This window comes from uncultured Brachyspira sp. (genome assembly GCF_910588665.1).
In the GTDB taxonomy this organism is placed as follows: Bacteria; Spirochaetota; Brachyspiria; order Brachyspirales; family Brachyspiraceae; genus Brachyspira.
Map to the genome: position 1 here is coordinate 78693 of NZ_CAJUPR010000004.1, position 13545 is coordinate 92237.

The 13545-nt window shown below is 28.0% G+C and carries 14 protein-coding genes; 10 read left to right on the top strand and 4 right to left on the bottom strand.

Annotated elements, in window-relative coordinates; translation table 11 throughout:
• Positions 1–143 precede the first annotated feature (143 nt).
• Complete coding sequence (locus tag QZ306_RS04030; protein WP_295161403.1) at positions 144–497, top strand: hypothetical protein; 354 nt, start codon at positions 144–146, stop codon at positions 495–497.
• Here QZ306_RS04030 and QZ306_RS04035 read toward each other — a convergent pair whose 3' ends face one another.
• Together QZ306_RS04035 and QZ306_RS04040 are read right to left on the bottom strand one after the other, a co-directional pair.
• Entirely contained in the window at positions 498–2288 is a 1791-nt protein-coding gene (locus tag QZ306_RS04035; protein ID WP_295161406.1) for a LysM peptidoglycan-binding domain-containing protein, read from the bottom strand.
• Between the two features lie 24 nt (positions 2289–2312).
• Positions 2313–2591, bottom strand: a complete 279-nt coding sequence (locus QZ306_RS04040; RefSeq protein ID WP_295161409.1) for an acylphosphatase — start codon at positions 2589–2591, stop codon at positions 2313–2315.
• An 89-nt stretch (positions 2592–2680) separates the two neighbouring features.
• Between QZ306_RS04040 and QZ306_RS04045 the strand changes: the two genes are divergently transcribed.
• Positions 2681–3271: a methyltransferase gene (locus QZ306_RS04045; RefSeq protein ID WP_295161412.1), complete on the top strand. Its 591-nt coding sequence runs from the start codon at positions 2681–2683 to the stop codon at positions 3269–3271.
• A gap of 4 nt (positions 3272–3275) precedes the next feature.
• On the opposite strand, the gene QZ306_RS04050 is transcribed toward QZ306_RS04045, so the two are convergent.
• A complete protein-coding gene (locus tag QZ306_RS04050; RefSeq protein ID WP_295161415.1) occupies positions 3276–3938 on the bottom strand; it encodes a phosphatase PAP2 family protein in 663 nt (220 codons plus the stop codon).
• Between the two features lie 181 nt (positions 3939–4119).
• On the opposite strand from QZ306_RS04050, the gene QZ306_RS04055 reads away from it, so the two are divergent.
• The 8 genes from QZ306_RS04055 to QZ306_RS04090 all read left to right on the top strand — a co-directional run bounded on the left by QZ306_RS04055 (position 4120) and on the right by QZ306_RS04090 (position 12752).
• On the top strand, positions 4120–4872 hold the full coding sequence (locus QZ306_RS04055; protein ID WP_295161418.1) for a pyridoxine kinase: 753 nt from the start codon (positions 4120–4122) through the stop codon (positions 4870–4872).
• Positions 4860–5903 (top strand): hypothetical protein, encoded by a 1044-nt coding sequence (locus tag QZ306_RS04060; RefSeq protein WP_295161421.1) that lies wholly within the window; start codon positions 4860–4862, stop codon positions 5901–5903. The genes QZ306_RS04055 and QZ306_RS04060 overlap by 13 nt, the downstream gene beginning before the upstream one ends.
• Positions 5904–6024: 121 nt before the next feature.
• The gene (locus tag QZ306_RS04065; RefSeq protein ID WP_295161424.1) at positions 6025–9144 is read left to right on the top strand and encodes an efflux RND transporter permease subunit; all 3120 of its coding nucleotides are present in this window, start codon (positions 6025–6027) and stop codon (positions 9142–9144) included.
• A 105-nt stretch (positions 9145–9249) separates the two neighbouring features.
• Complete coding sequence (locus tag QZ306_RS04070; protein ID WP_295161426.1) at positions 9250–9771, top strand: hypothetical protein; 522 nt, start codon at positions 9250–9252, stop codon at positions 9769–9771.
• Positions 9772–9805: 34 nt separating this feature from the next.
• Positions 9806–10756, top strand: coding sequence for a hypothetical protein (locus QZ306_RS04075; protein ID WP_295161430.1), 951 nt, complete (start codon positions 9806–9808; stop codon positions 10754–10756).
• 12 nt (positions 10757–10768) lie between these two features.
• A complete protein-coding gene (locus QZ306_RS04080) occupies positions 10769–11479 on the top strand; it encodes a hypothetical protein (protein ID WP_295161433.1) in 711 nt (236 codons plus the stop codon).
• Positions 11480–11491: 12 nt separating this feature from the next.
• Positions 11492–12118, top strand: a complete 627-nt coding sequence (locus QZ306_RS04085) for an outer membrane beta-barrel protein (protein WP_295161436.1) — start codon at positions 11492–11494, stop codon at positions 12116–12118.
• A gap of 10 nt (positions 12119–12128) precedes the next feature.
• Positions 12129–12752: an invasin gene (locus tag QZ306_RS04090; protein WP_295161438.1), complete on the top strand. Its 624-nt coding sequence runs from the start codon at positions 12129–12131 to the stop codon at positions 12750–12752.
• A gap of 53 nt (positions 12753–12805) precedes the next feature.
• On the opposite strand, the gene QZ306_RS04095 is transcribed toward QZ306_RS04090, so the two are convergent.
• Positions 12806–13537, bottom strand: coding sequence for a leucine-rich repeat protein (locus QZ306_RS04095; protein ID WP_295161440.1), 732 nt, complete (start codon positions 13535–13537; stop codon positions 12806–12808).
• Positions 13538–13545: the final 8 nt, after the last annotated feature.

A 13545-nucleotide genomic window follows, 5' to 3' on the forward strand; every position in this document is an offset into this window, starting at 1 on the left:
CAGCTAAACAGCTAAAAGTTTATCTTTTACATTCTATTGCCTTCCTTTCGGCATTGCATCAATTTATTGTTTTGATAATAAACATTATAGATATGATGTTTTATTATAATAAATTTATTTTAGTATTAAGGAGATTTTTTTAAATGAAAAAATTGTTAAAAATATCCTTTATTTTAATGATATTAAGCATATTTTTTATTTCATGCGGTAATTCGGTCACAGAACCTAAATCATTTTATGTAAGAGATTTAATAGGAAGATGGCAGACAAAAAATGATGCTTCAGATTATTTTCTTATTACAGTAGACGGCTATATTCAGCTTTCTAACGGAAATAAAGTACGCATAGAAAATTGGGCTCCGTATGAGTACGGTAATTCATATAAACTTACGGCACAAACTACAAATAATCATTTTATTACCTTTTTATTTGAAAGTACATCAAAATGTGAAGTTTCTGTTACTACAGGAGAAAAAAAGTATTATTATAAATTATAATTAACCTTTAGGCAGAAGTTTTATAGGATCTATAGATCTTCCCTGATATGATATTTTAAAATAGAGCTCGCTTTTATCTATCATTCCCGTATTTCCTATATTTCCTATATATTCTCCTTTTTTTACAATATCTCCAAGCTTAACATTAACTTTTGACAGATGAGCATATGAGGTGTTGTATCCGTTTTTATGTTTTAGTATTATAACTGTACCGAAACCTCTGATATTATCTGCATATTCTACTATTCCGTCATCGGAAGCCGCAACCTTATCTCCGACATCTCCTAATATATTAACTCCTCTGTTTGCATGATTATACGATGAGGCTCCGTATCCTGAAATTATTATGCCTTTATAGGGCCATATAAAAGAGCTGTAAGGAAGCATGCTGTCATCATTAAAAGAATAAGGTATCATTTTTATAGTTTTTATTTTTATAGTTGCGCCTGCATATAATTTATATTCGCCTGCATTTTTAATATTGTTTAACTGCATTAAATCTCTTAAATCCATTTTATTATTTCTGGCTATAGAATACAGACTATCTCCGCTTTTTACTTTGTAGTCCGATATAATTAATGATGCGGTTTTTTTAGCATTTGCATATACTTTAATCGTATCTCCCGCCTTTAATATGTATTTGTCATTAATATTATTCAAAGAGTATAATTCCACTAAATCCATTCCTCTAGACAATGCTATTTCGCTTAATGTGTCTCCGTTTTTTACTTTATAATTTTCCAGATTTCTGTATTCCGCAGGTTTTGAAGAGGCATTAATATTTATATTGTCATATATTTTCAGAATGTCTCCTATTTTAAGAACATAATTATTTTTTAATTTATTTAATTCTAAAAGTTCTTTTAATGACATTGAATTTTTTAAAGCTATTTCGCTTAATGTATCTCCGTTTTTTACTTTATAGTTTTTTACCGTTTTGCTTTGAGGGCTTGAATTATTTGACTTTGCATATATTTTTAATTTTTCTCCGATTCTTAATTTATATTTAAGAGGATCTTCTATGTTATTAATCTTTAGAAAATCATTTACGCTTATATCATTTTGAAAGGCTATGCCGTATAAAGTGTCTCCGCTTTTAACTATATAATTCTGCGTTTCATTTTTATATTGTTTATCAGAGACGATTTTTTTTTCAGACGGCGTTACATACATATTCTTTCCCACATAAAGTTTGTATTTTTCAGGATCTTCTATATTGTTAATTTTTAAAAATTCGCCTGCATTCATTCCATGCGAAAAGGCTATGCCGTATAAAGTATCCCCGCTTTTAACTTTATATATATCATAATTTTTTATATTATTACTGCCGCTTTCATACTTTTGATTTGAATTATTTGCCACTTTGAGAGTTTCGCCTATTTTCAGATTGTATTTATTTGCATCTTTTATATTATTTACAGCTAAAAATTCATTAGCCGTCATATTATGAGCAAAGGCTATGGCAAACAGAGTGTCTCCGTTTTTCACTTTATAGTCTTTGTATGCAGTTGATTCCTCTCCTTTTAATCCGTAAACTTTATTTTCAGAATCGTATGCCAAACTATATTCTGATATTTTTACCTTAAGAGTTTCGCCTATTTTCAGATTGTATTTGTATGGATCTTTAATATTATTTAGTCTTAGAAATTCATTTGCACTCATATCATGGGCGAAAGCTATTCCAAATAGAGTATCGCCGTTTTTTACTTTATAATTTCCATAATCTGCCGCAAGACCTATTGAAGCAAAAGCGTATCCTATAACGGAAGCATATTTAAAAATATTTTTCATAATTATTTCTGTTCAATTAAAGCCCTAGTTTACTATTTCAAAAATTTCATCTAGCGGAGGATCGCAGGGAGTAATAACAATATTTGACTCTTTTACGCTTGACATTTGAGGTCCTATTTTTATTTTTTCTGTAAATTCATCAATATCTTTTTTTGTCTGCAAATATCCTATAACCTCTACGGATCCGTCATAATTATTCCATACTTTTCCGCTTACTTTCATTTCATCAGCTATCTGCTTAGCATAGTATCTAAAACCTACGCCCTGAACTCTTCCTTTTAATATAATATTTACCTTAAACATATAAAGATTATCGGAAATATTTTTTATTGAATTTATATCTGTATATAAAAATTGACAATTTCTGTATATAATTATAAAATATATTTGTAATGCATAATATAGAAGTTGTAATAAAAGATATTAATTTAAAATTTATCACAAATAATAAGCTTTTTTCTCCCAGAAATATAGATATAGGCACATTGTCTATGCTTGAAGAGATAGATTTTAATAATGAGGGTAAAATTTTGGATTTAGGCTGCGGTTACGGAGTTGTTGGAATACTGGCTGCAAAAATAATAGGAGAAGATAAAGTTGTGATGTGCGATATAGACTCAGAAGCTATTGACACTGCAAAAGAGAATGCCGTTTTAAATAATGTATCAGGCATTGATATTCTGCAAAGCGACGGATTAAAAAATATATATGATAATAATTTTTCTTTAATTCTTTCCAATCCTCCATATCACAGCGATTTTTCTACAGCAAAGCATTTTATAGAATTAGGATTTTATAAGCTTATATTAAACGGAAGATTTTGTATGGTAACTAAAAGGCTTAATTGGTATAAAAATAAACTTATTTCTGTTTTCGGCGGCGTAAAAATATCGGAAAAAAACGGATACTATATATTTATATCAGAAAAAAGAAGCAGCGTTTATTCAAATAAATTAAAGAAAAAATTAAAAAAGAAAGAATAAATATCTATAAATGACCTATTACCGGGAGTCCTGTTATATAGAAAAATGCTAAATTAGTTAAAAAGCCTATCATAGTCCCGAAAATTATTCCGAAGATAACATCAAACGGATAATGCAGACCTACATATACACGGCTGAATGCTATCAGAGAGGCTATCGGATATAATAGAGCAGCTGAATATTTACTGTAGCTTCCTATTGAAAATGCAACAGCAAATGCCACCATAGTATGTCCTGATGGAAAGGAATGTTTATCTGGCGGATGCATAATCGGTATTTTTGAATGTTTTTTATACGGACGGGTTCTGCTGAAAAAACCTTTAATATAAAGAAAGAAAAATATACAGATAAAAATTCCGCTTACGGCTCTTGATAAATATAGAATTGGGTAATCTATTCTGAACATATAAAATATTAGATAAATTATTATCCATATATAACCGTCTCCCATTCTGCTCATAAATTTCATAAAGATTTTTACAGGACCTTTTCTATTATCTTTGAATATTTTGAGGAATAATTTGCTGTCTATATTGGATAAAAATTTTATTAGTGCAATATTATTTATATAATTAATTCTTTTTTGTTTTCTTTTTCTTTTTAGAATTTTTTTTATTTTCTTTTGATTTTTATAGTTATCATTAATATTGATTTTTTCATTATCCATTTAAAAAGCCCGAATTTAGCTATTTTATATAAAATATCATAAAATATAAATAAATCAACTATAATATATATTTTAAATTGAAGGCAATAATATAGTATTTTAAAATATTTAGTGATTTTTTAAAGTTTCCGAAGATAATAAAAATATTATATAAAAAAATTTAGTTTTAGGATATAAGAAAGTGCTTGTGGGAAATGATGCTTATGAAAAGTTTATTTATTATATAGAAAATAATATAAACTTTGATTTTTTATCGCATATACCTGGTTCGGACGATGCGGCTGAAATACAAAGAGAATCAATTATTAATTTGATAAAAAGATCTAATAATAATGAATCTTTTTTGGATTATATATCATATACCTATACAATATTTAAAAATGATATAATAAATCAATTGCTGTATTTATCTTGGATTAAAGGCAATGGAGAAGAAGATAAATTAATTAACGATGATAAATTCAATCTTAATGATAATGAGCTTATTAATTATATATCAATACTTTTAGTTTTAAGAGATATAATGCATACAAGTTATATAGCTTCTCTTCCAATATACTATGAATATAAATACGAGCAAAAAGAGTTTATTGATAAAGCTAGAGATATGATAGATCATTCAATATCAAATATATCAACATTGGAGCATATTAATCCGATATTCATAGCAATAGCGGCAAAAAGCGTCTTGCCTTATTCTGTAACAAACGATGAACTTTCCTCTTCATCTAAATTAATATCAATACTTTTTAATTTGTCAAGAATAATGGCATCATATCCTTATACAGATAAAATTATAGAGAATACTCAGCCTATATTTTCAAGCGCTTTGTATAATTTAGTAAATAATGCTTCTTTTTTAGGATTAGATTATAATATGATTAGAGTTATTTATGATAAAGCAAAAATAGGAGAAATAAAGTGGAAAAATTAAGTAAATATAATATTACCTTTATAGTATCTGCTGTATCGTCTTTAACTATAATATCAATGTGCGCATATATGATATTGGATATGCATACATATATTATAAGAGTATTAATATTTATAGAGTTTTTATGCTCTTTTTATTTTGTATGCGTTTTTTTTTATAAGATAAATAAATACTCTAGAATTGAAACATTTTTTTATCTTGTTATATATTTAGTTCCCTTTATATTATCAATATTCGGTCTTTTTTATGTAGTTAATTTCTTTTCGCTGAACAGAGTTTTTTTAAAAGAAAATATTATAGCCTCTTTTCTTACAAGAGGATATCATGTATTATTTATATTTTATATATCCCATATAATATATTTCTTTTACTTATTCAGTATGGAAAATAAAAATACTTTTTATTCTTTAATATCATCTCATTTTATTATTGCAGTTTCTATTATTATTGCTGTCATATTTATAATATTATACGGAATAATAAATTGGGTATTTGATAATAAAATAATAACTTCATATAAAAATACAAAAAATGAAATAATATATGAGGCGGGATTAGCTTTTTCTCAGAATATAAATACTGATGAGCTTGAGTATGAGGGATTTGCCAAGAGTTATAACATGTATTTGCTTTATTATGATAATGAATTAAAATACAGGTCTGATGATTGGGACGATTTTGAAGGAAGGCATTTGCTTTTTGAAGCATCAATTATGCAGGGCAACGGCTTTTTATTTATAGGAAGCGGAAAAGAATTTACTTATCCCTATTATATGTTTATACTTATATATGTTATAGTAAACTCTGTAATGATAGCTTTTTCCATTATATTTTTTAAATTATTTTTAGAGAAAAAATTCAGTAATTATATTAATATTATGATAAAAGGATTTAAAGAGGACAGCTATATATATGCAATAGATACCGATAATATTGATAATACTGAAATAAAGAAATTAGCGCAATTATATAATAAAAAATTACTTCCTTATAAATACAGAGAAAGATTTATAAAAATGTTTACCAGATAAAAACATCTGTCTTTATTATAATTAATATTTAACTATTAAGTCTTTATAATAGTGAAATTTGCTTTTATATGATATAATAATAAATAGTTATATAATAATTAGCAAATAGGTATCTGCATCTATGAACAGTATAATAGAAATAGTTGTTAAAAGACCCGTAACTGTACTTATGGTAATAATATCAATATTAATACTCGGTTTTATCAGCTTATCAAGACTTTCAATAGATTTTATGCCTAATATGCAGATGCCTTATATAAGCATATATACAAGATATGGAAATGCAGGACCTAATGAAATTGAAAAATCGGTAACTAAAATTATTGAAGGGGCGGCTGCAACAGTAAATAATATAAAAGAAATCAAATCCCAATCAATGGAAGGATTTTCATATATAAATATAGAGTTTAATTGGGGCACAAACTTATCTGAGGCTCTGGAAGATATAAGAGAGGCTTTAGAGGAAGTGAAAAATTTACTTCCAAGCGAAGCCGATAACCCTATTATAAGAAAATTTAATATTAACAGCATATCTTTAATGGAAATAGCCGTTTACGGCATAGATGATCAATCGGCATTATATAATATAGCATATAATCAAATAGCTCCTAAAATAAAACAGGCAAAAGGCGTGGCTCAGGCTGAGGTTTCAGGGGGATTAAAAAATGAAATAAAGATAGATGTTAATCAAAACAGATTAAAAGCATATAATATAAATATCAATGAAATAGCTTCAGCGCTTGCGAGAGATAATAATAATTTAGTAGGCGGGCAGGCAGATCAAGGATTTTATAAGTATACCATAAGAACTATGGGGGAGATAAAAACTATTGATGATATAAAAAATACTATTGTTTCTTTAAAAATAGGTAGCAGAAATAACACTTCTATAGTAAAAATACAGGATTTGGCAAATGTATATCAAGGATATGATGATAATTCCAGCATAATAAGAATCAATGGAGAGAGATCGGTATTTATATCAGTAAGCAAAGAATCCGAAGCTAATACTGTTGAGGTTTATAAAAATGTAATAAAGCAGCTTAAAGGATATGATTTTCCTATAGGTGTAAAATATGAAATAATGTTTAATACAGCCGAGAGTATAAATGAAGCTATAAAGGGAGTTCTTAATTCCGCTTTGCATGGATGTATTTTTGCGGTTCTGGTGCTTATGCTTTATATATGGAATATAAGAACTGTATCGGTAATAGCAGTATCCATACCGCTTTCTATAGTAATAACTTTTACGCTTATGTATTTTATGAAAATAACTTTGAATATAATTTCTCTTTCGGGTCTTGTTCTTGGCATAGGAATGATGGTTGATAATTCTATTGTAGTTCTTGAGAATATATTTTACTATAGAAATAACGGATTTGGAAAATATTCATCTTCTATTAACGGTGCTTCTAAGGTATCTCTTGCAATTTCTGCTTCTACTTTTACTACTATTGCTGTTTTTTTACCTTTTTTATATATTGACGGAATGGCAAGCCGAATTTTCAGAGATTTATGCTTAACCGTTACAATATCAATGATAGCTTCGCTTTTGGTTGCCATTTTAATAGTGCCTATGTTTGCTGCGGTTATTCTTACAAGCAGCAGATTAAAGATCTTTTCAAGATTAGAAATTTTAACTGATAAATATATACATAGCAGGATAAACGGTATTTACGGCAAGATTTTAAGTTTCTCAATTAAGAAGAAAAAAACTATTATAATACCTTCTATGGCTTTTGTATTAATGATAATAATAATTGGTATTATTTTTATCGGAAAAGAAGGATTTCCGCATTCAGATGAGGGGCAGTTTATGGTAATAGTGAATATGCCTATAGGTACAAAATATGAGCAGACAGAGTCTTTTATAGGTTTAATGGAAAATGATATAAAAGAAATTATTAAAGATGATTTGAAAAGAATGCAGTCATATATAAGGAAAGGAGATGAAGCCAGCAGCGCTTATATAAGAATAGAGTTAAAATCTAAGGCATTAGGAAGAATTGGAGATATTAATAATTATATAGAACATACAAGAGATAAACTTAAAGTATATCCTGCAAGAATAAATGTAAACTCATTATCATCAAGATATAGTTCAGGAGAGGGAGGATATGTTACTATAGAGATGCTTGGAGATGATATTGATAAAGCAAAGCAGCTTGGAAACAGAATAGTTAATGTACTTTCCAATATAAATGGTGTTAGCGCTGCTGTACTTGATATTGACGAATCCAACAGAGAACTTAAGATTTATGTTAATAGGGATATTGCTTCAAAAATGGGGCTTAAAGTCAGTGATATTGCAAGTATAATAAATACAAGTTTTTCGGGAAGAAAAGCAACTGCTATAACATCTGAAAGTTTTGATTTTACAGATATAGATGTTAATGTGAGATTAGAAAATGTTGATAATACCACAATAGAAGATATTGAGAAAGTAAGCATACCTGTTAATGGTGCTTTAATACCATTATCTTCAATAGCCGATATAGTAAAAAGCTACGGACCTAATATAATAAACAGAAAAGACAGAAAAAGATTTACAGCTGTGGAAACTTATATTTACGGCAGACCTTTAAATGAAATAATGACGGATATAAAATCTGCTATAAATGAAAATGTATTTATACCTTCAGGAATATCAATAAATTACGGAGGAGATTTTGAAGATATGAATGAAGCTTTCTCTCAGCTGATTTATGCATTAATATTAGCTTTAGTATTGGTATATGCCGTCATGGCAGGCCAATTTGAATCTTTTATAGCTCCTTTTGTTATAGCCTTTGCAATTCCGTTCGGTTTTGCAGGATCATTAATTGCTATGTTTATTACCAATACCACATTAAATCCATACAGTGCTGTTGGAGGCATAGTATTAATTGGGATTGCAGTTAATAACGGTATAGTATTGATTGATTACATGAATCAGATAATGCGTAAGAATAGCATAAACGGAGATGAAGCTGCATTGATTGCAGGAAATAGAAGATTAAGACCTGTTCTTATGACAACATTTACAACAATACTTGGAATATTTCCTATGACTTTTAGTGCTGAAAGCGGAAATGAGATGTATAAGCCTCTTTCCATAGCTTTATTCGGAGGGCTTATAGTTTCAACATTATTTACACTAGTTATAGTTCCCTCATTATATGCAGGAATAAGAAATAAAATACCTCTTAAAGATTATGATAAAAAAGATAATAAAAGTGCAGATGATTTTTATGTTAAATAATAATTTTTAATACTTTTATATCCGATTTTTATAATGATATTTTTTATCAGTTGTTTTTATTGTAAAAAAATTATATAATAAATCAGCAATTTAGGAGAACATATAATGAAACTTTATAAATATATTTTAATAATTTTAATTTTATCTGCAGCGCTTTCATGCAAAAAAACAAGCCTTACTGTAACACAGCCGGGTCCTGATTTCTTTTTAAATAAAATGAAAGATGGAAATTGGAAAGGAGTTACGGTAGACGGAGATAAATTAAGTATTAACGGAACAAATTATACATTTGAAAAACCTATATTGGGCGTAGGAGGCGTATATAATGACGGAAAAGGAGGATATATTCTTACTTTGCCTGCAGGCGATAGTTTAGGAACCGTTACTATGGATAAAGAAGCTAAAGAGACCATTGATGAAATAATTGATATAGTCGGAGAAAATAATGTATTAGGCGTTATCAGCGGTATAATAGACAGCGAGGATTCAGATAATATAGATGCAGATAGAATAACTGAAAAATTTGATATTACGGAAGAAGATAAAAAAAGAATAGAGAATTTAATTAATAACCTTAATGGAGAAAAACATTTCGGAGATCCTGAAATAATAGAATCAAATAATTGAATAAAAATATAGCAAAGTCTGAATATTCTGAATTATGAAAAAAATTATTTATTTATTTATAGTGTTTAATACATCATTAGTTAATTTATATGCTAACGGAATATCTCTGTCTTCAAATTCTGATACAAATACTTATAATTGGATTAAAGGAAGAAATATTATAAGCGTAAATTTAAGTCCCGGATATGCGGGTTTATTTCCTCCGCTTATCAATACTGTATTTAATAATTATAAAACTTTCACTGGTTTGCTTGGAATTAATTTGGGAACAATAGAAAAATTGGAGACAGATAAATATATAGATGCTGTAGATGCTAAGGGAATGTTTTGGTATGTGCCTAATATATCATATACATTACTGGTTCATCCGAGAGTGGGCATAGAAGTCGCATTAGGGGTGCAGTCAATGTCATTTAATCTGACTATGCCGAAAGATAAAGCCGCTGAAATAATTGATGCTTTAGGCATAAATATAGGAAATAACGGAAGCGTAAGCGGAAATATAATAGCATCAGATACGGCATTAAGAACATCAATGCTGTTCATTCCTGTAACTTTAGGAATAAAGTTCTACGGCGGAAAAAACAGGCAGGTTGTAAATACTTTCAGATTTGGCATAGAAGCTTTAATATCTAATGTTGAAACAGAAAACGGAATTACAGGTGTAAAAACAAAAAGGAATACTATTGACACAGGTCTGTATATATCTTATGAGCTTGGCTGGAGTATAGAATTATTTCCTTCTAAAGAATGGCGTGTTAAGCCTTATATTGATATATCATTATTTGAAATAGGTTATTATGTGCGTTCAGGTCTTCCCGGAGTTTACGGAGATGTTGTTGAAGGCATTAGTTTCTTTGGAAGCGGTATTATTGATATTGGCAAAACTATACCTTCTTGGAATTCTTTTCCTTCATGGGTTAATTATGTTTCTGCAATAAGATTTTCTATATTCCCCAGAATAGGTTTCAGCATAAGATTTTAGAGAGGCGGAAATATGAAAAAGAATATATTAATAACTTTATTTCTATTTATAATTGCCAATGCCTTATTTGCAGATGAAATTTCAAATATATTCATAGATAAATATACGGGTATTGATGTTGATGAAAGCAGCATAAAACTTCACAGACATTCTGCAGGAGTAAATTTCGGCTCAACTGTATTTTATACATTATTAGCGCCTGCTGTATTTAATCTTTTGCTTCCCAATAATAACAATAATAATTTAAAGCTTCAGGGAAATTTCGGATTAGATATTACATATACTTTCAGAGTTTCAAAAAAAATTGATATAAATGTTGATGCTGGTTTTTATGCTATGAAAACATACTATGATAATTCAAAAATATTATATAACGGAAGCGTATACGGATTAGGCTTGTCTGTAGGCGGAAGATTTTATTTTAATAAAAAAGACAGGGCTTCAGGATTTTTTTTAATGCCTAAGATAGGAACTACATTATTTATAACACATGGAAGAGAATATCAAAAGGATCCACATGTATATATAAATAAAAATAATAATATATGGGATTTTTATGTGTCTGGCGAAATGGGATTTAGAATAGATATGTCAATAGGCTCAGAAGCTAATAGAAAAGTATCTCCTTTTTTAGATATATCATTATTTGATATAGGATTTTCATATAAAAGTATAATAAGATTCGTGCCTCTTCCGAGACTGGCTATAGGAATATTATTTTAAGGAAATTATTTTATGATAAAAAAGTTTTTATTCGTTTGTCTGTTTATAATTTGCTTAACTAATATGCTTAAGGCTTATGATATAGGGCTTTATTTGGCGCCTAAATTTATATTTGAATTAGAAGGAAATAAAAATAATATGTATACAGGAGGAGGGCTTTCCATAGGTTATAATTTTGATATATTTAATAAATACAGCACCTTAAGAACAGAGTTTGAATATCTTTACAGAAATCCGCTGCCTGAAAATGTGTATAATAATAATATAAAATATATGCAAACTCACAGTTTCTTATTTGCATTTTATTATGATTTTAGTTTTTTATATGAGCAGTATAATGATAATGATTCTGTAAGAAGCAAATTAAATAACGGTAAAAGACCTATTATGTCAGTTTATGCGGGTGTACTGCTTGGGCTTAATTTAAACTCATATATTAAAGAGGTTTCTTTTAACTATAACGGAATATTTAAAGAAAGCACTTATTATAATAAAACCGAGTTTATTTACGGATTCGGATTTGGTTTTGCATTTCATATAACTTCTTTAATCAGTTTGGATTTAGGATATAGAATACTTCTTAATGAGAATGTTTCATATAATCATGATATTATTGCATCTTTAAGGCTTAATTTTTAGGAGCAGCTGAATGAATAAGAAAAAAAAATATACAATAGTATTTATTCTTGTATTTTTATTTTATAATACTGATAAGCTATTTTCAATTATTCCAGAAGGTTTATATATCACTCCTAAATTTATATTTTCGCATGACGGTAATATTGCTTATAATATAAAAACCGATACTAATTATTTGGGAGGAGGTTTTGCCTTAGGCTTGCATATACCAAGCATAAATAAATCGTCTCCTATAAGATTTGAGTTTGAATATTCGGCAAGAAAGTCAGTAGTCAATTATAATAATATTACTATGCATACTATTTTAGGCTCAATATATTTTGATTTGAATTTCTTTATGATTAAGGAGCAATTAACTGATGAAGCCTACAGAAAAACATTATTAAATCAATATCCGCCTTTTACAATTTATTTCGGTATTTCTATAGGCGGAAGAATAAATAATAGATTAGAAAGTAAATCAAAACTAATATATTCTGAAAGCACAGTAGTTTTTGCATTCAGCGGAGGAATGGCATTTAATGTACTGCCCTTTATGTCTGTTGATATCGGATACAGATATTTATTAGATACAAAAGCTGCAGGCTATCATGAGGCATTGATTGGATTAAGATTCAAATTTCCTAAATTATAATAATTTAAAATATGAATATTTTATTGATTTAATTAATTAAGCTTAAGATTTTTTTATTGTATAACTTCAATTATATCTTCAATATTAAATTCTCCTTTATAGTAAACTTTTTTCCATTCATATTTAGCCCAATTTGTAGTTGTGTAGATAGTTCCATTATTATTAGTTTCGGTGTAACTGTCAAAGTTTCCTAAATACAGGTAAGCTTGTTTTGCAGGTATGCCAGTCCATGCTGAACCATTTTGTCCTCCTGTAAAATCTAATCTAGAACCATAATATACAACATTTTTGAGATTTGTCACTCCTCCAAGCATATTACTATACATTGTATTAAAATTACTTCCTAAAATTATAGTTTCAAGATTAATACAGTTTGAAAATGCACTTTCTCCAATTTCAGTCATAACACTTGGAAAATACACTCCTGTAATATTTGTAACATTTGTAAAAGATCTTTCAGGCCATTTTTTATTTGTTTCATTAAAAATAGCATTTTCTGCATATAAAAAGACTTTTATATCAGGTTTTTCTCTTAAACATTGTGCTATATTAGTTATTGAATTCATATTTATAATCCCCCTAATTCCCAGTCTTTTTCCTCCGCTTCTATATATAGCATCATATATTAAAGGACATTGAAAAGTTGTGTTGGTTCCTATCAAATGAATTTGATATATCAAAAAATCTTTTTTTACAGCTTGATTATTCGGGTCTAAATATTGCAGATTGCAAGATTGAATTATAATTGATATAATACCTATAAAAAAATACATTTTTAATTTCATAATAAGAC